Below are 18,424 nucleotides of genomic sequence, written 5' to 3'. Positions count from 1 at the left end.
GGCCTGCATGAACATACAGACACTTTCATCGAAAGACCGTTTCGCCCCGTCGAGCACACCTGAACAATTCGTCATCCTGCCATCAGAGATCCATGACGGCCGAATGAGCATCAGCACATACCAGCGCATTGCGCACACGACTGACAAATTGCCGGATGCCGGATTGGAGCTTACGATCCTCGGGCTTTTCGGCGAGGTCGGCAGCCTGCTGAGTGCCTTCAAGAAACTGCAGCGAGATCGGGCAGCCTTTAAGCGCTACAGCGCAACCATTCTCGAGGAACTTGGCGACACACTCTGGTATTTCTCAACGCTGGCCACGCGAGCCCAGCTCGACCTGCCCACTATTGCTCAGCAGGCGTTTCGCGGCCTGGAAGACTGGGACAGAGTGATGCCAGAGGACCCCAACCTGGGATTTGCCGATCTGCAGAGTCGAAATGGTGAACCGGTTTCGGAAGAATCGTTTAGCACACAGGTTCTTGCGCTCGCCGGCTGTGTGGGCGAGCTGCTCAATGACTTCAAAATCGGCACGTTCAAGCGCAACCGCGATCAGCTTTCTGCGCACATGGTGGAGATATTTCGAGCACTGGTCGCCGCGGCGAACTCAGCCGATGTAGACATGGGTGCAGCGGCTCTTGGAAACGTGAAGAAGACCTTCAGTCGCTGGCCGGCAGACACGGTCTACCCGTCGCGCTTTGATACCGACATGCCCAAGAATGAACGATTCCCTCCACGCCTGGAATTCTATATTGCCGAAGAGACCGCAGGCGAGAAGCAGTACGTCATTCAGAAGTGCAACAAGATCATCATTGGCGATCGCTTGACCGACAACAAGATGGAACGCGATGACTATCGATTCCACGATGTCTTCCACCTAGCGTTTGCAGTTCATCTGGGGTGGTCCCCCGTGCTCCGAGCACTTCTTCACCTGAAGCGAAAATGCGTTCCTGAAATTGATGAAAACCAAGACGGCGCCCGGGCCATCCTCATCGAGGAAGGGGTCGCCACATTCATCTTTGGCCGCGGACTTGAGTGCGAGTTGTTCGAGAACGTCGATCACATCGACTATGACTTGTTAAAGTCCATTCAGGATTTCGTCAGAGGCTACGAGGTTGCTTGGTGTGCATTGTGGCAATGGGAAAAGGCGATCATGGACGGTTTCAGCATATTCCGGGAGCTCGTTAGTAAGCGAAAAGGCTACGTAATGGCGGACTTCGAGAATCACACGATCAGCTTTCGCGAAGGAAATGACAGCGATGAGTAGCCGTCGCTCGATTATTGCGTCCTGGAACGCTGGCCCAGCGTTTCCCTTCAAGCCGTCTAACTACCTACACACTCGGTTAAGGAGATTCAGTGATGAGCGATAAGGCGTGCATCGTCTTCACGACAGGACTCGAACAGAAAGCCCAGGCAGTGGCGCAACAATTGAATGACAGAGGTTTCGAGATCTGCATGACCGGAGCCGAGCAGCCTGAAGTTGAAGCAGCTCAGGCGGAACAACCCGTTTCCGATGAGATCCAGAGCTGCATTGACAACGCCGTGATCAGCATTTTCTTGATCCCAGAGGAAGGTTACGAATGCGTGGTAGGTGCAGCCGAACATGCTGCGATGTGTGCTACACGCATCGTAGCCATCGCTGAAGACATCGAGTCGCTGCCTCAGGTATTCGATGAACACGCCCACTCCGTGCTCACGATTCAGAGTCCCCGGCTAGATGAGGTCATCGGGGGAGAATCGATATGGGAGCGCGCAGACGGCAGCCCACGCGAAGAACGCGACATTAATCGGGTCAAGTGCCAATGAGTGATCTACCGAAAGTATATTCCTACAAGCTCGTTAGGGATTACGGCTTTGCGCCAAACCCCTTTCATGGCATCTGTACTCTTGGTACCTGCAAACCACAGATAAGGGAAGGAGCCCGGGTAGGAGACATCATCATTGGCTGTGGCAGCAAAGCCCTAAAACTTGAAGGCAGGGTGATCTTCGCAATGCGAGTTTCCCAGAAAGTGTCCTTTCAGGAATACTGGGAGCACGATGCGTTTAGAATCAAGCGCCCCAATCTGCGTGCAAGCAAAAGCATGGCCTATGGAGACAATATCTACCGTCGGGACGGTGCTGGCTGGATTCAAGAGGACTCACATCACAGCCTCGCGGGAGGAGCATTGAACCGGGAGAACCTGAACCGGGATACCGGCTCGGACAACGTTCTGATCGGCGAAGATTTTGTTTACTGGGGAGCAAGTGCCGTAGAGATTCCTGAGCATCTACGCGACTTCGAAGGAGATGATCTATACCCACATTCGAGAAACTACCGGAACGGATTCTCGGAAGGTTTCAGGGCCGAAATTGATGCTTGGTTTAACGAGATCGTTGATCGCGGCCGCAGAGGCCGACCAGCTTCCTGGCGCTAATCTACCCGGCAGAATTAAAAAGATTATGCCAACGTTGTGCCCCAGTGAAGACTCGCACCATGGCGGTCTACGTTGATGCAGAGCAAATCAAGTGGTGCACCTGTGAATAGAGCCACTTGGTTGCCGACTAGCTGGACTGATTGTACATCTTCGCCGACAAGCTTGGTCTAAGACGCAAGTGGCTCCAGCCCAAGCCGCGTTATCCAAACTATGATGTTACCACGTCCGGGAGGATGCGGGCGCTGACAATGGATGCGCACGATGCAGACCGGGAAAAATTGTCAGTTACGCAAGGCAGATGCAATACGAGGTGATCCGAGCATCATCGAGATGCCATCTCTAGCCTCTGACTATTGAAACGGACCTTCCATGCCGGCAGCAATATCGCAACTACCCTCGCTATCGCCCCCTCTGTACCGACCGGAAGCCGGCGACACCAATCACTTCCAGACGGATGAAAGTAGTTACCAGAAGCTAAAGCTCGGCTATTTCGGCGAAGCGGGTGGACTACCCTCCGCAGTCGAAAAGGCCGATCGCGACCGTTTAGCGGGCTCTGTCAGCGACCTAGTTGTCGAGGAGTTTGGGATGTACTGCAGTATCTGATCAACATTGCGGCGTCTGCTGATGTTAACTCGGATGAAACAGGTGCCAGCTGCATCGCCTATCTGCGCTCGGAATTTGGAGAAAGAACGAAGTCACCCATCCTGCTCATGATTTTGCGGCATATCGACAGCCTCATGAAAATGCGCAAGGGCCCGGAGCACCCCTGCCAGCTCGCCAGATTGGCAAACCGAGCAGGTGTGCTGGCAGGGGTGTCGCTTGCCTCCATACACGCCTCGTCTCCCTCATCGCACAGCCTGAATCTGGGGTTCCATCTGACGGAGTTGGCCATCCCTGGCGCCAGCTTGGATCTAAAAATCGAGAACGTGGCTCGGAATAACATCGACAAGATTCTCAGCCGGTGGCCCGGTGACAAAACCGTCTATCTGCCGCCGTTTGATTTCGTGCGCCCAGATCATGAACAATTCCCCGCCAAATTAGCCATGGAGTTCAATGAACGGGATACCCCGAGAAGGCTATATTGTGCAGAACCTGAAGCGCGGGTTCATTGGGGCCGACTCAACGAGCCGGATGACTACTGATTCCACGACGTTTTCTATCTGGCCTACGTTGCGTTTCCAGGCGGGTCGCTCGTAGTGCGCGCGCTGCTCAAACGCAAGCACAAGTCCGATCCCAAGAAGGACGAGAACGAAAAGGGAGCCCGCGCGATGATCATCGAGGAAGGTATCGCGACCTGGATCCCAACCATACCCAGAGTCCCGAGTTCTATATCGACGCCAAGCCCGACGCACTGGATTACGGCGCGCTAAGACAAATCGAAAGCATGGTCGAAGGCTGTGAGGTCGAGGCGTGTAGGCAGTGGCAGTGGGAAAAAGCGATCCTTACCGGTTTTCAGGTCTTTCCCTAGCAGCAAATAGACCTGTGCGGTACCGTACAGGTCAACGTGCTTGAACACGGCATATAGTTTGACCCTTTAGAAAAGAAAGAGCAGCCATGAACCCTACCGCCTTTGTGAATGCCCTGTCTGAGCTGAAGCTGGACAACGTATTCAATCCCTACGCTGACAAGTGTCCCGTCCACGATCGCAGCGATGCTGTCGCCGCACGCCGCCGTAATTTGCGCGGCTATCTCAAGGCCGCGACCGATATCGGTGTCGACACCATCTGGATGGGACGAGACTTGGGGTATCGCGGTGGCCGACGGACTGGGTTGGCTCTAACCGACGAATTCCACCTTCCGGAAATGATGCTGCGTTACCCGGGGTCGGACTTCAAGCAGGCAACAGTAGGACCGGCAGTGGTCGAGCGCACCGCATCCGAAATCTGGTCAGTGCTCAGGGCACTCAAGCTTCCACCGCTGCTCTGGAACGTCTTCCCGTTTCATCCGCACGAGCCCGGCAACCCGTTTACCAACCGCAAGTTTACTGCACGGGAACTGCAGAAGGTCGATCTGCTCAACGAAACATTAATCAAGTGGCTCGGCATACGTCGAATAGTAGCCATTGGCGGTGATGCCTACAGCTATGCGAGCCGCTTTGATATCGAAGTCGTTGCAATCCGCCACCCAAGTTACGGTGGCATCAAGGACTTCCGTAAAGGGATGAGTGTCCTGTACAACATCCCGGTTGAGACATTCAATTCGAAACGCCAGAGCACTCAGGGTTCACTGTTCTAGACACAGAAACGTCGCATGCAATTGCTTGGCGGCTTTCGCGCCGCCCAGCGATTCCACATCTAAGTAAGCATGGATGGCAATGTGAATTGCCCCTAGATTCGTAGTCACCTTCAAGGTAGTAGCTTCTAGCTGAATTTAGCCCCTGGTGAGTTTCCTGCTTGGGGTCAAAAGCGGCCATCCAAAATTCACCACTTGCAGATCAGTTACGTGAAGCATATGCCCCCTTGAGGTAAACGGCCCTGAGGAGCCCTCCGTCACGGATTTCGATGTACTAAGCAGCCCGCGAAATCTAATCAACATCTCGGTGGCGCAAAAAGTGGGGTAAATTTCTATCAGCGACAAAAATCGAAGGCATAAAAAAATCCAGTCACCGCTAAGTGACTGGATTCTTTGGAGTATTTTGGTCGGGACGGAGTGATTCGAACACTCGACCCCTTGCACCCCATGCAAGTGCGCTACCGGGCTGCGCTACGCCCCGACATCATTCTCGATACCGCTGAGAACGTTGAAGAATTTAACCTAACCTTTTGAATAATGGAAGCTTTTTTTCAAAAAAATCCACTCGTCGCCAACCAGGTCACTTCTTCAGCACCACCAACACATCCTCCAACTCCGCAATCATCTGCCGAATCAGCTGCTTGTACTGGCTGGACTCATCCTTGACCTCATCACTGGAGAGCCGTAACCGCGCCCCGCCAATGGTAAAGCCCTGGTCATACAGCAAAGCGCGGATCTGGCGGATCATCAGCACATCCTGGCGCTGATAATACCGCCGGTTGCCACGGCGCTTCACCGGGTTGAGCTGCGGAAATTCCTGCTCCCAGTAGCGCAGCACGTGCGGTTTTACCGCACAGAGCTCGCTGACTTCACCGATGGTGAAGTAGCGTTTGCCCGGGATGGGGGGCAGCTCGTCGTTATGGCTTGGTTCCAGCATAGGCCTCTACCCGGGCTTTCAGCTTCTGCCCTGGACGAAAGGTGACGACGCGGCGCGCGGTGATCGGGATCTCTTCCCCTGTTTTAGGGTTGCGGCCCGGCCGCTGGCGTTTGTCGCGAAGGTCGAAGTTGCCGAAACCGGACAACTTGACCTGCTCGTTGTCTTCAAGCGCGTGCCGAATTTCTTCGAAAAACAGCTCGACCAGCTCCTTGGCCTCACGCTTGTTAAGCCCCAGCTCCTCGTACAGCCTTTCGGCCATCTCAGCTTTCGTCAGAGCACCCATGCCGTTATTTCCTTAACGTGGTGTTCAACCTTTGTTCAAGCGAGGTGAGGATGGTTTGCAGGGTTTCATTCACCTCATCGTCGTTAAGAGTGCGCGATGGATGTTGCCAGGTCAAGCCGACGGCCAGGCTTTTTCTATCAGGATCAATGCCTTTACCCTGGTAGACGTCAAACAGCCTGAGGTCTGTGAGCCATTCGCCTGCATTGTCACGAATTACTTCAAGCACCGAGCTAGAAGCTACATCACGACCTGCGATCAAGGCCAGGTCACGACGGGTTTCCGGGAACTTGGACAGCTCGCTGAACTTCGGCAGACGGCCTTCGACTACGTCACCGAGCACCAGCTCGAAGACGAACACCGGGCGGTCGAGGCCGAGGGTCTTGGCCAGCTCCGGGTGGATGGCGCCGAGGTAGCCGACTTCCTTGCCGTCGCGCTCGATGCGGGCGGTCTGGCCTGGGTGCAGGGCTGGGTGCTTGCCGGCGACGAAGCTGAAGTCGCTCAGGGCACCGGAGTAGCCCAGCAGGGCTTCCACATCGGCTTTGACGTCGAAGAAGTCGATGCCGTCGCGGCCGTTGGCCCAGCCTTCTGGCTGGCGGCTGCCGGTGACGACGCCGGCGATCATCGGCTGCTGCTTGAGGTCACCGAGCTGGCCGACGAAGCGCAGGCCGCTTTCGAACAGGCGCACGCGGTCTTGCTGGCGGTTGAGGTTGTGCTGCATCGCCTTGACCAGGCCCGGCCACAGCGAGGCGCGCATGGCGGCCATGTCGCTGGAGATGGGGTTGGCCAGCAGCAGCGGCTCGACGCCTGGGGTGAACAGCTCGAACAGTTTCGGGTCGATGAAGCTGTAGGTGATGGCCTCCTGGTAGCCGCGGGCGACCAGCAGGCGGCGCAGGTTCGGCAGCTCGCCGCGGGTTTCCGGACGGGCTTGCGGGGCCAGGCGGGCCTGCGGGTAGCGGACCGGCAGGTTGTTGTAGCCGTACAGGCGGGCCAGCTCTTCGATCAGGTCGACTTCCAGGCTGACGTCGAAGCGGTGGCTTGGGACGGTGACAGTCCACTCCCCTGCCCCGCTTGCGCTGGTTTTCAGCTCCAAGGCGTTGAGCAGTTGCTCGACCTGGGCAGCGTCCATCTCCATGCCGAGCATCTGGGTGATGCGTTCGGCGCGCAGGGTGATCGGCGCGATGTTCGGCAGGTGCTGCTCGCTCACGGTCTCGACGATCGGACCGGCTTCGCCGCCGACGATCTCGAGGATCAGGGCGGTGGCGCGCTCCATGGCTTCACGGGCCAGTTGCGAGTCCACACCGCGCTCGTAGCGGTGCGAGGCGTCGGTGTGCAGGCCGTAGGAACGGGCCTTGCCAGCGACGGAGATCGGCTCGAAGAAGGCGCTCTCGAGGAACAGGTCGCGGGTCTTCTCGGTGTTGACGCCGCTGTGCTCGCCACCCATCACGCCGGCAATGGCCAGGGCGCGGGTGTGGTCGGCGATCACCAGGGTGTCGGCGCGCAGGGAGACTTCCTGGCCGTCCAGCAGGACCAGCTTCTCGCCCTCCTCGGCCATGCGTACGCGGATGCCGCCGTTGATTTCGGCAAGGTCGAAGGCGTGCATCGGCTGGCCGAGTTCGAGCATCACGTAGTTGGTGATGTCGACGGCGGCGTCGATGCTGCGCACGTCGCTGCGGCGCAGGCGCTCGACCATCCACAGCGGGGTCGGCTTGCTCAGGTCGACGTTGCGGATCACGCGGCCCAAGTAGCGTGGGCAGGCGGCCGGGGCACTGACTTCGACCGGGCGCACTTCGTCGTGGGCGGCCGGTACGGCTGGCACCACGGGGCGGGTGACCGGCACGTCGTACAGGGCGCTGACGTCACGGGCAAGGCCGGCCAGGGACAGGCAGTCGCCGCGGTTCGGGGTCAGGCCGATCTCGATGCTGGCGTCGTCCAGGTTCAGGTACTTGCGAATGTCTTCGCCAACCGGGGCGTCAGCCGCCAGTTCCAGCAGGCCGTCGTTCTCTTCGCTGATCTGCAGCTCGGAAGCCGAGCAGAGCATGCCGAACGACTCGACGCCGCGCAGCTTGGCCTTCTTGATCTTGAAGTCGCCCGGCAGTTCGGCACCGATCATGGCGAACGGGATCTTGATGCCTGGGCGGGCATTCGGGGCGCCGCAGACGACCTGGAAGGTCTCTGCGCCGTTGCTCACCTGGCACACGCGCAGCTTGTCGGCGTCCGGGTGTTGTTCGGTGGTGAGGATCTCGCCCACCACGATGCCGCTGAACTGGCCGGCAGCGGGGGTCACGCTGTCGACTTCGAGGCCGGCCATGGACAGGCGGGCGACCAGTTCGTCACGGGAGACTTGCGGGTTTACCCAACCGCGCAGCCACTGTTCACTGAATTTCATGCTGTTCTCCTGAAAGTTGCGTCGATTGGGCCTAGCGGAATTGAGCCAAGAACCGCAGGTCGTTGTCGAAGAACAGACGCAAATCGTTGACGCCATAGCGCAGCATGGCCAGGCGCTCGGCGCCCATGCCGAAGGCGAAGCCCTGGAACTCTTCCGGATCGATGCCGGACATGCGCAGCACGTTCGGGTGGACCATGCCGCAGCCCATCACTTCCAGCCAGCCGGTCTGCTTGCAGACACGGCAGCCGTTGCCGGAACACATCACGCACTGGATGTCGACTTCGGCGGACGGCTCGGTGAAGGGGAAGAACGACGGGCGGAAGCGCACGGCCAGTTCTTTCTCGAAGAACACCCGCAGGAACTCTTCGATGGTGCCCTTGAGGTCGGCGAAGTTGATGCCGCGGTCGATCAGCAGGCCTTCGACCTGGTGGAACATCGGCGAGTGGGTGATATCCGAGTCGCAACGGTACACACGGCCTGGGCAGACGATGCGGATCGGCGGCTGGGTGCTTTCCATGGTGCGCACCTGTACCGGCGAGGTGTGGGTGCGCAGCAACATGTTGGCGTTGAAATAGAAGGTGTCGTGCATCGCCCGGGCCGGGTGGTGGCCGGGGATGTTGAGCGCTTCGAAGTTGTGGTAGTCGTCTTCGACCTCGGGGCCTTCGGCGATGCCGTAGCCGATGTGGGTGAAGAACTGCTCGATGCGCTCGAGGGTACGGGTGATCGGGTGCAGCCCGCCGGTGGTCTGGCCACGGCCTGGCAGGGTCACGTCGATGCATTCGGCGGCCAGGCGAGCGTTGAGCTCAGCCTCTTCAAAACCGGCCTTGCGTGCGTTGAGCACGTCGGTGACGCGTTCCTTGGCGTCGTTGATCAGCGCGCCAACCTTGGGGCGCTCTTCGGCTGGCAGGTTGCCCAGGGTCTTCATCACCTGGGTCAGCTCGCCTTTCTTGCCGAGGAATTGAACCCGGATCTGTTCCAGGGTAGTGATGTCTTCAGCGCGTTCCACGGCCTCTAGGGCTTGGGCGACCAGCGCGTCCAGGTTTTCCATGTACAGACTCCAGATACGAAAATAGGGGAAGAGCTTTTGAAGGCTCTTCCCCTATCCGATGACGTTTTACACCCGACGGCGCAGGCGCCGCCGGATGATTGTCGTGGGTACTTAAGCCAGTACGGCTTTAGCCTTCTCGACAATCGCAGCAAACGCCGCTTTTTCGTTCACTGCCAGATCGGCCAGAACCTTACGGTCGATTTCGATCGACGCCTTTTTCAGGCCAGCAATCAGACGGCTGTACGACAGACCGTTGGTGCGGGCACCGGCGTTGATACGAGCGATCCACAGTGCGCGGAACTGACGCTTCTTCTGGCGACGGTCGCGGTAGGCGTATTGGCCTGCCTTGATGACCGCTTGCTTGGCTACACGGAATACGCGCGAACGTGCACCGTAGTAACCTTTAGCCAGTTTCAGAATTTTTTTGTGACGCTTACGAGCGATAACGCCGCGCTTAACACGAGCCATGAGTAACTTCCTCTATCTTAACCAGAATTAACGAACGCGCAGCATGCGCTCGACTTTTGCCACGTCAGACGGGTGCAGCAGGCTGGCACCGCGCAGTTGACGCTTACGCTTGGTCGACATTTTGGTCAGGATGTGGCTCTTGAAAGCGTGCTTGTGCTTGAAGCCGGAAGCCGTCTTCAGGAAGCGCTTTGCAGCACCGCTCTTGGTTTTCATCTTTGGCATGTTGGAACTCCGCATTCGAATAAAAATTACACAATAATCATCAGGCCTGCCGTGCCCGGGAGATTACTTCTTCTTTTTGGGGGCGATGACCATCATAAGCTGGCGTCCTTCCATCTTCGGATGCTGCTCAACGGTGCCGTATTCGGCGAGGTCGGTTTCGACCCGCTTCAACAGCTCCATGCCCAGCTCCTGGTGGGCCATCTCACGGCCGCGGAATCTCAGAGAGATCTTGGCCTTGTCCCCATCGCTAAGGAAACGTACCAGGTTGCGTAGTTTTACCTGGTAATCCCCTTCTTCCGTCCCTGGACGAAACTTGATTTCTTTGATCTGGATCTGCTTCTGGTTCTTCTTGGCTTCGTTGGCCTGCTTCTTCTTCTCGAAGAGGTGCTTGCCGTAGTCCATCACCTTGCAGACGGGCGGTACCGCGTCTGCAGAGATTTCCACCAGATCCAGCTTCGCTTCATCAGCGATACGCAGCGCTTCATCAATCGAGACGATGCCAATCTGCTCGCCGTCAGCACCAATTAACCGAACCTCGCGTGCCGAGATATTCTCGTTGATCGGGGCTTTCGGTGCAGTTCGTTTATCGTTTCTCATTTCACGCTTAATAGTCATTACTCCGATTCTTGGCGACCACGCCGGGAAACCGCTTGCGACAGCAGCTCAGCGAACTGCGCGACGGGCATCGAGCCCAGGTCAGCGCCTTCGCGGGTGCGCACAGCGACGGTTTGCGTTTCGACTTCGCGATCCCCTATAACCAAAAGATAAGGGACCCGCAGCAACGTATGCTCGCGGATTTTAAAGCCGATCTTCTCATTTCTCAAGTCCGACTTGGCACGGAATCCGCTACCGTTCAGGGCTTTTTCCACCTCGAGGGCGAAATCGGCCTGCTTGTCGGTGATGTTCATGATCACGGCTTGGGTCGGCGCGAGCCAGGCCGGGAACACGCCGGCGTAGTGCTCGATGAGCATGCCGATGAAGCGCTCGAACGAACCGAGGATGGCACGGTGCAGCATCACCGGGCGCACACGGCTGTTGTCTTCGGCGATGTAGCTGGCGTCCAGGCGCTCCGGCAGGTTCGGGTCGTACTGCAGGGTGCCGCACTGCCAGTTACGGCCGAGGCAGTCGCGCAGGGTGAACTCGATCTTCGGGCCGTAGAACGCGCCCTCGCCCGGCTGGTATTCCCACTCCAGGCCCGATTCGTTCAGGGCGTCGGCCAGCGCGCCTTCGGCGCGGTCCCACAGCTCTTCGGAGCCCACGCGCTTGGCCGGGCGGGTCGAGAGCTTCATGGCGACGTCGGTGAAACCGAAGTCCTTGTACACATCCAGGGTCAGCTTGATGAAGTCGGCGGCTTCTTTCTTCACCTGGTCTTCGGTGCAGAAGATGTGCGCGTCGTCTTGGACAAAGCCACGCACGCGCATGATGCCGTGCAGGGCGCCGGACGGCTCGTTACGGTGGCAGGCACCGAACTCGGCCAGGCGCAGCGGCAGGTCGCGGTAGGATTTGAGGCCCTGGTTGAACACCTGCACGTGGCACGGGCAGTTCATCGGTTTTACCGCGTAGTCGCGGTTTTCCGACGAAGTGGTGAACATGTTCTCGGCGTAGTTGGACCAGTGGCCGGAACGCTCCCAGAGGATGCGATCGACGACCTGCGGGGTCTTGATTTCCTGGTAGCCGTTTTCACGCTGGACCTGGCGCATGTACTGCTCGAGCACCTGGTACACGGTCCAGCCGTTGGCGTGCCAGAACACCATGCCAGGGGCTTCTTCCTGCAGGTGGAACAGGTCGAGCTGCTTGCCGATCTTGCGATGGTCGCGTTTTTCGGCTTCTTCGATGCGCTGGATGTAGGCGGCCAGCTGCTTCTTGTCGGCCCAGGCGGTGCCGTACACGCGTTGCAGCTGCTCGTTCTTGGCATCGCCGCGCCAGTAGGCGCCGCTCAGCTTGGTCAGCTTGAATGCCTTGAGGAAACGAGTATTCGGCACGTGCGGGCCACGGCACATGTCGACGTATTCTTCGTGGTAGTACAGGCCCATGGCCTGTTCATCCGGCATGTCCTCGACCAGGCGCAGCTTGTAGTCTTCGCCACGCTGGGTGAACACGTCGATGACTTCGGCGCGCGGGGTCATCTTCTTGACGACATCGTAGTCGGTGTCGATCAGCTGCTGCATGCGCTTTTCGATGGCGGCGAGGTCGTCGGGGGTGAAGGGACGCTCGTAGGCGATGTCGTAATAGAAGCCTTCGTCGATCACCGGGCCGATCACCATGCGGGCGGTCGGGTACAGCTGCTTCACCGCGTGGCCGATCAGGTGGGCGCACGAGTGACGGATGATCTCCAGTCCCTCTTCATCTTTAGGGGTGATGATCTGCAGGGTGGCGTCGTGGTCGATCTTGTCGCAGGCATCGACGAGCTTGCCGTCGACCTTGCCGGCCAGGGTGGCCTTGGCCAGGCCCGCGCCAATGGATGCGGCGACTTCGGCTACGGATACCGGCTGGTCGAACGTGCGTTGACTGCCATCGGGAAGAGTAATAATGGGCATGGCGCCTCCTCTCCTAGTGGTGACCCCTACCAAAGGTCACGTGGGTTGGGATGAGCCAGTACAAGATCCGCCCTGCCTTTCCCGCGGGAAAGCCTGCCTCACAGTGGCAGAGACCTTTCGGCCTGCCAGGGTCGAACCAGAGTGACTGGAAGGTAAAAGTTGCAGGCCGCCAGTGGCGAGCCGCAAGCCGAGCATGCTAGCACGCGGGTTGCACCGGGTCGCAGAAATATTTGGAAATTACGTTGCCGGGGTGAACTTGTACGGAAAATTTCCTATCAGACCTTCTGAAGCAACCTACTCTTGATGAGACCTTTACCCAAGGAGTGTTCGGTTATGCGACTTCAGTCCCTTCTGGCTGCCTGCGCCGCAAGCGCCCTGCTGCTGCCGCTGGCTGCCAACGCAGGCAACTTCCCCGCCGGTAAGGAAGCGCACTACATGACCCAGTGCCAACAGGTGGCGAGCGGCCAGGGCGTGGACGCGGCGACGGCGAAGAAGCACTGCGAGTGTGGCGCCCAAGCCATCAAGAAGAACTTCAACGACAAGGAGATCGAGGACCTCGACAGCCAGGACGGCGTTGACGCCAAGCTGATGCAGAAGGCCCAGCAGGTGGTTCAGGCCACCTGCAAGCCGAAATAACCAGGGTTCGCGGGCCATTTCACGCATCTTTTGCGCTGGATCAACATCCTGCGAAGGTAAAAGGCGCTAGATACGCAGAAATGGACTATAGTGTCGTCGGTGCTACTGAAGCCACGGCGACATTGCACCCCGATAAAAAATCATGTTTCTGGAGATTCACCCCATGTCCAATCGCCAAACCGGCACCGTCAAGTGGTTCAACGATGAGAAAGGCTTCGGCTTCATCACTCCTCAAGGCGGCGGCGACGACCTGTTCGTACACTTCAAGGCTATCGAAACCGACGGTTTCAAAAGCCTGAAAGAAGGCCAAACTGTTTCCTTCGTAGCCGAAAAAGGCCAGAAGGGCATGCAGGCTGCGCAGGTTCGTCCGGAGTAATTTTCGGATAGCTGCAAAAAAACCCGCCACTTGTGGCGGGTTTTTTATTGGCTGCCAGAATCACGCAGCACCTTTGTAGGAGCGGCCTTGTGTCGCGATAGGGCCGCAAAGCGGCCCCGGCGATCTGTGTTGTGGCGAAGAACTTGGGGCCGCTGCGCGCCCCTATCGCGACACAAGGCCGCTCCTACAGGGGGCCAATTCTGGGCTGGATCAGCCGCAGTTGACCCGGGTAACCACACCCTTGTCGTCGACATTCAGGTTCAGCCGCTCGGAACGGTATTCCAGGGTGATCATGTCGTGAGGCTTGAGGATGCGCGCCATCTGCGAGCCACTGGCCTTGCGCGCCTGCTCCATCAGCTCTGGCGAGGCCAGCTTGCCGATGGTGAAGTCGGCGCCACTGGCTTCGCAGCGGCCGTCATTGCCGGCCGGGGTGGCCTGGGCACTGCTGCCGCCCGAGGAGCCACCGGTGCTGCAACCTGCCAGAACGGAAGCCACCAGCAAGGTCGCCAGGGAAGCGCGGGTACGGAACATGAATCCTCCTAAATAAATCCGGGAACTGCCTGATGCGACAATTCCTCCAGGCATTTGTTGCACAACCGCACGATTCTGCCTGACTCGCCCACTCGACGCGAAAGGCAATCGTGACCGGATTTTGCACCGAACCGTCGGTTCGGCCAACCGCGCCCCTTATGCTTAAGTCGCAGGTCCCGTCACGCAAAGGCATGATTTACTGCAAGAAGCGGAGTGCGAAACGCCTCCCCTTCGAACGCCAGGACGCGGTATTCGACCTTTCACCCAGGCCCCAGCGAGAACCGCCCCATGAGCAGCCACAGCATCGACGCCGATATCAAGGTCAAGTGGGACGAGGGCCAGAGCGCCTACAGCCCGAGCACGCCCGAAGAACTGATGCTGATCGCCGTCGACCTGCTGGTGCGCGACCGCGGAGGTGACGCGGCGCGCAGCTTCATCGAGCAAGTGCTCGAGCGCCACGCGCCGCACGAGGCTATTTCAATCGCGCCAGGCGGGCGCTGAGCAGGTCGAAGAAGCCCTGGGCATCGCCCTCCTCGATCCACATCACGTTGGCCGGCTGCTTGAGCACGCCGTACCAGTCGGCGATGGTCTGGCCGAAGGTCGGGCCTTCACGGCTGTCGACTACCATGTGTACCTGGCGCCCCTTGAACAACTCGGGCTTGAGCAGGTAGGCGATGACGCTGGCGTCGTGCACCGGGCCGCCGGGCATGCCGTAGTTGTCCATGTCGAACTTGATATAGGCGTTGAGGATGTCCACCACCAGCTTGCTGGCATTGTTGTTCACCGCCGCCAACTGCTTGAGGCGGGCGTCGCTGGTGAGCACCTTGTGGGTCACGTCCAGCGGCAGGTAGGTCAGCTTGACGCCGCTGGCCAGCACCACTTCGGCGGCGTGCGGGTCGGCGAACAGGTTGAACTCGGCAGCCGGGGTGATGTTGCCGCCGTTGAAGTGGGCGCCGCCCATCACCACCACTTCCTTGATGCCGTTGACGATCTCGGGCTTCTGAATCAGCGCCAGGGCCAGGTTGGTCTGCGGGCCGAGCATGGCCACGGTGATGCTGTGGGGCTCGGCGGCGCTCAGGGTGTCGATCAGGTACTGCACGGCGTTGCCGTTGGCCAGGGGCTTCTTCGGCTCGTGGACCTTGACGCCGGTCAGGCCTTCCTCGCCGTGGACATTGGCGGCGTAGATCGGCGTACGCACCATCGGGCGCCCTGCCCCGGCATATACCGGGATTTCTTCGCGGCCTGCCCATTCACGGGCCAGGCGGGCGTTGCGCGAGGTCTTTTCCAGACGCACGTTGCCGGCCACGGTGGTGATGGCGCGGATTTTAAGTTCCTCGGGCGAGGCCATGGCCAGCAGCAGGGCTACCACGTCGTCGGCGCCGGGGTCGGTGTCGATGATCAGGTCGCGGGGCGCGGCCATGACGGCGGTGGCGGCTAGCGCGGACATGAGGACGGCTCCTTGGAGCAGGGATTTGAGGGACATTCAGCACTCCTTGTTGCTAGGGGATGGGTTCAAGGGGGGCCGCTTTGCGGCCTATCGCGGGGCAAGCCCGCTCCCACGCCAGCAAAACCTGACACAAATTTTTTTGCCCAGTTTGTTAACCATCAGATACGTGTTAACCAACAAGAACCGAGATAGAGCCATGAACGATTTCAAACGCCTGCCCGCCGACTTCTGCGCCAACCCCGAAGAGGCCTTCACCCTCCCGGCCACGTTCTACACCCAGGCCGCCGTCTTCGAGCACGAGAAGGAAGCGATCTTCGCCCGCAGCTGGATCTGCGTCGGCCACCGCAGCGAAGTCGCCGAGAAGAACGCCTACATCACCCGCCAGGTGATCGGTGAGAGCATCATCGTCGTGCGTGGCCGCGACGACGTGCTGCGCGCCTTCTACAACGTCTGCCCGCACCGCGGCCACCAGCTGCTCGAAGGCAGCGGCAAGGCCAAGAACGTCATCACCTGCCCATACCACGCCTGGACCTTCAAGCTCGACGGTGAGCTGGCCCACGCGCGCAACTGCGAGAACGTCGCCAACTTCGACAAGGACAACTCCACCCTGGTGCAGTTGCGCGTCGAAGAGTACGCCGGCTTCATCTTCATCAACATGGACAACGACGCCGGTTCCGTCGAAGACCAGCTGCCCGGCATGCAAAAACGCATGCGCGAAGCCTGCGCGGTGATCGACGACCTGCACCTGGCCGCGCGCTTCGTCAGCGACACCCCGGCCAACTGGAAGTCGATCGTCGACAACTACCTCGAGTGCTACCACTGCGCCCCGGCCCACCCCGGCTTCTCCGACTCGGTGGACGTTGGCCAGTACAGCCACAGCCTGCACGGCAACTGGACCTTGCAGTACGGCCTGGCCAAGCCGTCGGAGCAGTCGTTCAAGTTCGACGAAACGGTCAAGGATCCGTCCTTTGCCGGTTTCTGGGCCTGGCCGTGCACCATGTTCAACGTACCGCCAGGGGCCAACTTCATGACCGTGATCTACGAGTTCCCGGTCGATGCCGAAACCACCCTGCAGCACTACGACATCTACTTCCTCAACAAGGACCTCAGCGAGGAGCAGCACAAGCTGATCGACTGGTACCGCGAGGTGTTCCGCCCCGAGGACCTGCGCCTGGTCGAGAGCGTGCAGAAGGGCCTGAAGTCCCGCGGCTACCGCGGCCAGGGTCGGATCATGGTCGATTCGCAGCGCAGCGGCGTGAGCGAGCACGGCATCGCCCACTTCCACAACCTGATCGCCGTCGCCCACCTGGACGACTGAACACGCTCCCCGCCCCGCGCCAGGGCCTGGCGCGGGGCTTCGTTGTCGAGGTACGCCATGGCCAAGCAATACGAAATGTTCAAGGTGCGCGTGACCGACGTGGAACAGGCCACGCCGCAGATCAAGCGCTTCACCCTGGCCCGCGCCGACGGCGCCGCCCTGCCCGCCTTCAGCGGCGGCAGCCACGTCATCGTGCAGATGCAGTCGGCCTGCGGCAGCCAGTTCAGCAATGCCTACTCGCTGATGAGCGACCCGCGCCAGTTGCACAGCTACCAGATCGGCGTGCGCCTGGAGGAGCAGTCCAAGGGCGGTTCGGCGTTCATGCACCAGCAGGTCGAGGTGGGCAGCGAGCTGACCATTTCCACCCCCAACAACCTGTTCGCCCTCGACCCAAGCGCCGGGCGCCATGTGCTGATCGCCGGCGGCATCGGCATCACCCCGTTCCTGGCGCAGCTGCACGAGCTCGAAGGCGCCACCACCCCCTACGAGCTGCACTACGCCTTCCGCGCCCCCGAGCACGGCGCCTTCCAGGGCGACCTGGCGCAAGGCCCGCATGCCGGCAACACCCGCTTCTATATCGACAGCCTGGAGCGCAAGCTCGACCTCGCCGCGCTGTGCGCGGGGCTCACCGATGACGCCCATCTCTATGTGTGCGGGCCCAAGCCGCTGATCGACGCGGTGATCGCCAGCGCCGCCGCCGCCGGCATCGCCGAGTCCCGCGTGCATTGGGAACAGTTCGCCGCCGCGCCGGCCGCAGGCTCGGCGTTCACCGTGGTACTGGCGCGCTCCGGCACCGAACTGGCCGTCGAGGAAGGCATGACCATTCTCCAGGCCATCGAGAAATCCAAGGCCGCCAAGGTCGAGTGCCTGTGCCGCGAAGGCGTGTGCGGCACCTGCGAGACGGCGATCCTCGAAGGCGAGGCCGAGCATTTCGACCAGTACCTGAGCGACGAGGAGAAAGCCTCGCAACAGACCATGATGCTGTGCGTCTCGCGGGCGCGCTCGGCGCGGTTGGTGCTGGATCTCTGAGCCTCGGCGGCGGATCGCCTGCCCGCGCGGATTCGCCGGTCAGATGTAACTGAATACTGACAATAAGCGCTGAAAAGGAAAATCAGAGAAACGTCCTACGCGGATTTGGGAAGCCCTGTCGACCACCCACAATCCGTTCCTCGCTAGTGTTTCAGGTCTGCGTAACGTCGCCCGTGGCTGGCTGCAACAGCCAGCCATGGGCCTGCACGACGGTACGGCCATTGCCAGCGAGGACTTTATGCGAAATTCCCCCGGAACACTTCAGCAGGTAATCAACAGCCCCGACGCGGCCCTCGGCCATCAGCTCGACAAACCGGCCATCCAGCACGACTGGTCCAAAGCCGTCGCCGCGCTGCCCCCATCTCGGAGCTATCCATGACCCTCAGCCTCAGTCAATCCATCCTGGACGCACAACGCCAAGCCATCCCCGTCCCCAAACCCCGCTGCTCCGCCTGCCAGCGTATCGGCCTGCCCATCCTCCTGCTGCGTACCGCCTACGCCCCCAGCCCCAAGACCCTGAGCACGCGCAACCTGCCCAACTACAACGGTGTCGCCGGCATCCCCAT

The 18,424-nt window shown here is 59.9% G+C and carries 24 protein-coding genes and 1 tRNA gene; 14 read left to right on the top strand and 11 right to left on the bottom strand.

Annotated elements, in window-relative coordinates; genetic code table 11:
- Nucleotides 1-7: 7 nt before the first annotated feature.
- The 7 genes from HU735_RS22430 (at nt 8) to HU735_RS22405 (ending at nt 4,643) form a co-directional block, all read left to right on the top strand.
- Nucleotides 8-1,261, top strand: a complete 1,254-nt coding sequence (locus HU735_RS22430; protein ID WP_186715404.1) for a nucleoside triphosphate pyrophosphohydrolase family protein — start codon at nt 8-10, stop codon at nt 1,259-1,261.
- A gap of 92 nt (nt 1,262-1,353) precedes the next feature.
- Nucleotides 1,354-1,800 (top strand): hypothetical protein, encoded by a 447-nt coding sequence (locus HU735_RS22425; RefSeq protein ID WP_186715402.1) that lies wholly within the window; start codon nt 1,354-1,356, stop codon nt 1,798-1,800.
- Nucleotides 1,797-2,408, top strand: coding sequence for a hypothetical protein (locus tag HU735_RS22420; RefSeq protein WP_186715400.1), 612 nt, complete (start codon nt 1,797-1,799; stop codon nt 2,406-2,408). The genes HU735_RS22425 and HU735_RS22420 overlap by 4 nt, the downstream gene beginning before the upstream one ends.
- 737 nt (nt 2,409-3,145) lie before the next feature.
- On the top strand, nt 3,146-3,550 hold the full coding sequence (locus HU735_RS27180) for a hypothetical protein (protein ID WP_238349878.1): 405 nt from the start codon (nt 3,146-3,148) through the stop codon (nt 3,548-3,550).
- 54 nt (nt 3,551-3,604) lie between these two features.
- Nucleotides 3,605-3,778 carry a hypothetical protein gene (locus HU735_RS27325; RefSeq protein WP_346655378.1) on the top strand — a complete coding sequence of 58 codons (174 nt, stop codon included), beginning with the start codon at nt 3,605-3,607 and terminating at the stop codon, nt 3,776-3,778.
- 14 nt (nt 3,779-3,792) lie between these two features.
- Nucleotides 3,793-3,876 (top strand): hypothetical protein, encoded by an 84-nt coding sequence (locus HU735_RS27320; RefSeq protein WP_273018725.1) that lies wholly within the window; start codon nt 3,793-3,795, stop codon nt 3,874-3,876.
- A gap of 86 nt (nt 3,877-3,962) precedes the next feature.
- Nucleotides 3,963-4,643, top strand: coding sequence for a uracil-DNA glycosylase (locus HU735_RS22405; protein ID WP_186715398.1), 681 nt, complete (start codon nt 3,963-3,965; stop codon nt 4,641-4,643).
- A gap of 401 nt (nt 4,644-5,044) precedes the next feature.
- On the opposite strand, the gene HU735_RS22400 is transcribed toward HU735_RS22405, so the two are convergent.
- The 9 genes from HU735_RS22400 to thrS all read right to left on the bottom strand — a co-directional run bounded on the left by HU735_RS22400 (nt 5,045) and on the right by thrS (nt 12,521).
- A tRNA-Pro gene (locus HU735_RS22400) sits at nt 5,045-5,121 on the bottom strand.
- A gap of 99 nt (nt 5,122-5,220) precedes the next feature.
- Nucleotides 5,221-5,577 carry a MerR family transcriptional regulator gene (locus HU735_RS22395; protein WP_011533210.1) on the bottom strand — a complete coding sequence of 119 codons (357 nt, stop codon included), beginning with the start codon at nt 5,575-5,577 and terminating at the stop codon, nt 5,221-5,223.
- On the bottom strand, nt 5,558-5,860 hold the full coding sequence (gene ihfA / locus HU735_RS22390) for an integration host factor subunit alpha (RefSeq protein ID WP_009394049.1): 303 nt from the start codon (nt 5,858-5,860) through the stop codon (nt 5,558-5,560). Before ihfA ends, HU735_RS22395 begins: the two co-directional genes overlap by 20 nt.
- Nucleotides 5,861-5,864: 4 nt before the next feature.
- Nucleotides 5,865-8,246 carry a phenylalanine--tRNA ligase subunit beta gene (gene pheT, locus HU735_RS22385; protein ID WP_186715396.1) on the bottom strand — a complete coding sequence of 794 codons (2,382 nt, stop codon included), beginning with the start codon at nt 8,244-8,246 and terminating at the stop codon, nt 5,865-5,867.
- A 31-nt stretch (nt 8,247-8,277) separates the two neighbouring features.
- Nucleotides 8,278-9,294, bottom strand: a complete 1,017-nt coding sequence (pheS, locus tag HU735_RS22380; RefSeq protein ID WP_186661675.1) for a phenylalanine--tRNA ligase subunit alpha — start codon at nt 9,292-9,294, stop codon at nt 8,278-8,280.
- Between the two features lie 111 nt (nt 9,295-9,405).
- Nucleotides 9,406-9,762 (bottom strand): 50S ribosomal protein L20, encoded by a 357-nt coding sequence (gene rplT, locus HU735_RS22375; protein WP_003250671.1) that lies wholly within the window; start codon nt 9,760-9,762, stop codon nt 9,406-9,408.
- 27 nt (nt 9,763-9,789) lie between these two features.
- On the bottom strand, nt 9,790-9,984 hold the full coding sequence (rpmI, locus tag HU735_RS22370; RefSeq protein WP_003250667.1) for a 50S ribosomal protein L35: 195 nt from the start codon (nt 9,982-9,984) through the stop codon (nt 9,790-9,792).
- A gap of 63 nt (nt 9,985-10,047) precedes the next feature.
- Complete coding sequence (infC, locus tag HU735_RS22365; RefSeq protein WP_172402370.1) at nt 10,048-10,599, bottom strand: translation initiation factor IF-3; 552 nt, start codon at nt 10,597-10,599, stop codon at nt 10,048-10,050.
- On the bottom strand, nt 10,599-12,521 hold the full coding sequence (thrS, locus tag HU735_RS22360) for a threonine--tRNA ligase (protein ID WP_110738972.1): 1,923 nt from the start codon (nt 12,519-12,521) through the stop codon (nt 10,599-10,601). The genes infC and thrS overlap by 1 nt, the downstream gene beginning before the upstream one ends.
- Nucleotides 12,522-12,854: 333 nt before the next feature.
- Here thrS and HU735_RS22355 point away from each other — a divergent pair, with 333 nt between their 5' ends.
- Nucleotides 12,855-13,157 (top strand): hypothetical protein, encoded by a 303-nt coding sequence (locus tag HU735_RS22355; protein WP_050706418.1) that lies wholly within the window; start codon nt 12,855-12,857, stop codon nt 13,155-13,157.
- A 163-nt stretch (nt 13,158-13,320) separates the two neighbouring features.
- The gene (locus HU735_RS22350) at nt 13,321-13,533 is read left to right on the top strand and encodes a cold-shock protein (protein ID WP_007956027.1); all 213 of its coding nucleotides are present in this window, start codon (nt 13,321-13,323) and stop codon (nt 13,531-13,533) included.
- 210 nt (nt 13,534-13,743) lie between these two features.
- On the opposite strand, the gene HU735_RS22345 is transcribed toward HU735_RS22350, so the two are convergent.
- Nucleotides 13,744-14,064, bottom strand: a complete 321-nt coding sequence (locus tag HU735_RS22345; protein ID WP_110738970.1) for an I78 family peptidase inhibitor — start codon at nt 14,062-14,064, stop codon at nt 13,744-13,746.
- Between the two features lie 288 nt (nt 14,065-14,352).
- Here HU735_RS22345 and HU735_RS22340 point away from each other — a divergent pair, with 288 nt between their 5' ends.
- Nucleotides 14,353-14,565, top strand: coding sequence for a hypothetical protein (locus tag HU735_RS22340; protein WP_028691462.1), 213 nt, complete (start codon nt 14,353-14,355; stop codon nt 14,563-14,565).
- On the opposite strand, the gene HU735_RS22335 is transcribed toward HU735_RS22340, so the two are convergent.
- On the bottom strand, nt 14,537-15,547 hold the full coding sequence (locus HU735_RS22335; protein ID WP_186715394.1) for a nucleoside hydrolase: 1,011 nt from the start codon (nt 15,545-15,547) through the stop codon (nt 14,537-14,539). The two genes, HU735_RS22340 and HU735_RS22335, sit on opposite strands and share 29 nt — an antisense overlap.
- 160 nt (nt 15,548-15,707) lie before the next feature.
- Between HU735_RS22335 and HU735_RS22330 the strand changes: the two genes are divergently transcribed.
- From HU735_RS22330 to HU735_RS22315, 4 genes are all read left to right on the top strand, one after another.
- Nucleotides 15,708-16,829 (top strand): ring-hydroxylating oxygenase subunit alpha, encoded by a 1,122-nt coding sequence (locus HU735_RS22330; RefSeq protein WP_186715392.1) that lies wholly within the window; start codon nt 15,708-15,710, stop codon nt 16,827-16,829.
- A gap of 57 nt (nt 16,830-16,886) precedes the next feature.
- Complete coding sequence (locus HU735_RS22325; protein WP_186715389.1) at nt 16,887-17,858, top strand: PDR/VanB family oxidoreductase; 972 nt, start codon at nt 16,887-16,889, stop codon at nt 17,856-17,858.
- A gap of 196 nt (nt 17,859-18,054) precedes the next feature.
- Nucleotides 18,055-18,237, top strand: coding sequence for a hypothetical protein (locus HU735_RS22320; RefSeq protein ID WP_186715387.1), 183 nt, complete (start codon nt 18,055-18,057; stop codon nt 18,235-18,237).
- Nucleotides 18,234-18,424 (top strand): hypothetical protein (locus HU735_RS22315; protein WP_186715385.1); only part of this gene is annotated, 191 nt, incomplete at its 3' end. The genes HU735_RS22320 and HU735_RS22315, both read left to right, overlap by 4 nt.

This window comes from Pseudomonas sp. BW16M2, from assembly GCF_014268865.1.
Taxonomy (GTDB): Bacteria; Pseudomonadota; Gammaproteobacteria; order Pseudomonadales; family Pseudomonadaceae; genus Aquipseudomonas; species Aquipseudomonas peradeniyensis.
This window is presented reverse-complemented; position numbering and strand designations above follow the sequence as displayed.

Excerpts from the sequence above, each read along its gene's own strand:
- HU735_RS22430 (WP_186715404.1), top strand. The coding sequence starts at position 8 with ATGAACATACAGACACTTTCATCGAAAGACCGTTTCGCCCCGTCGAGC.
- HU735_RS22425 (WP_186715402.1), top strand. The coding sequence starts at position 1,354 with ATGAGCGATAAGGCGTGCATCGTCTTCACGACAGGACTCGAACAGAAA.
- HU735_RS22420 (WP_186715400.1), top strand. The coding sequence starts at position 1,797 with ATGAGTGATCTACCGAAAGTATATTCCTACAAGCTCGTTAGGGATTAC.
- HU735_RS27180 (WP_238349878.1), top strand. The coding sequence starts at position 3,146 with ATGAAAATGCGCAAGGGCCCGGAGCACCCCTGCCAGCTCGCCAGATTG.
- HU735_RS27320 (WP_273018725.1), top strand. The coding sequence starts at position 3,793 with ATGGTCGAAGGCTGTGAGGTCGAGGCGTGTAGGCAGTGGCAGTGGGAA.
- HU735_RS22405 (WP_186715398.1), top strand. The coding sequence starts at position 3,963 with ATGAACCCTACCGCCTTTGTGAATGCCCTGTCTGAGCTGAAGCTGGAC.
- HU735_RS22395 (WP_011533210.1), bottom strand. The coding sequence starts at position 5,577 with ATGCTGGAACCAAGCCATAACGACGAGCTGCCCCCCATCCCGGGCAAA.
- ihfA (WP_009394049.1), bottom strand. The coding sequence starts at position 5,860 with ATGGGTGCTCTGACGAAAGCTGAGATGGCCGAAAGGCTGTACGAGGAG.
- pheT (WP_186715396.1), bottom strand. The coding sequence starts at position 8,246 with ATGAAATTCAGTGAACAGTGGCTGCGCGGTTGGGTAAACCCGCAAGTC.
- pheS (WP_186661675.1), bottom strand. The coding sequence starts at position 9,294 with ATGGAAAACCTGGACGCGCTGGTCGCCCAAGCCCTAGAGGCCGTGGAA.
- rplT (WP_003250671.1), bottom strand. The coding sequence starts at position 9,762 with ATGGCTCGTGTTAAGCGCGGCGTTATCGCTCGTAAGCGTCACAAAAAA.
- rpmI (WP_003250667.1), bottom strand. The coding sequence starts at position 9,984 with ATGCCAAAGATGAAAACCAAGAGCGGTGCTGCAAAGCGCTTCCTGAAG.
- infC (WP_172402370.1), bottom strand. The coding sequence starts at position 10,599 with ATGACTATTAAGCGTGAAATGAGAAACGATAAACGAACTGCACCGAAA.
- thrS (WP_110738972.1), bottom strand. The coding sequence starts at position 12,521 with ATGCCCATTATTACTCTTCCCGATGGCAGTCAACGCACGTTCGACCAG.
- HU735_RS22355 (WP_050706418.1), top strand. The coding sequence starts at position 12,855 with ATGCGACTTCAGTCCCTTCTGGCTGCCTGCGCCGCAAGCGCCCTGCTG.
- HU735_RS22350 (WP_007956027.1), top strand. The coding sequence starts at position 13,321 with ATGTCCAATCGCCAAACCGGCACCGTCAAGTGGTTCAACGATGAGAAA.
- HU735_RS22345 (WP_110738970.1), bottom strand. The coding sequence starts at position 14,064 with ATGTTCCGTACCCGCGCTTCCCTGGCGACCTTGCTGGTGGCTTCCGTT.
- HU735_RS22340 (WP_028691462.1), top strand. The coding sequence starts at position 14,353 with ATGAGCAGCCACAGCATCGACGCCGATATCAAGGTCAAGTGGGACGAG.
- HU735_RS22335 (WP_186715394.1), bottom strand. The coding sequence starts at position 15,547 with ATGTCCCTCAAATCCCTGCTCCAAGGAGCCGTCCTCATGTCCGCGCTA.
- HU735_RS22330 (WP_186715392.1), top strand. The coding sequence starts at position 15,708 with ATGAACGATTTCAAACGCCTGCCCGCCGACTTCTGCGCCAACCCCGAA.
- HU735_RS22325 (WP_186715389.1), top strand. The coding sequence starts at position 16,887 with ATGGCCAAGCAATACGAAATGTTCAAGGTGCGCGTGACCGACGTGGAA.
- HU735_RS22320 (WP_186715387.1), top strand. The coding sequence starts at position 18,055 with ATGGGCCTGCACGACGGTACGGCCATTGCCAGCGAGGACTTTATGCGA.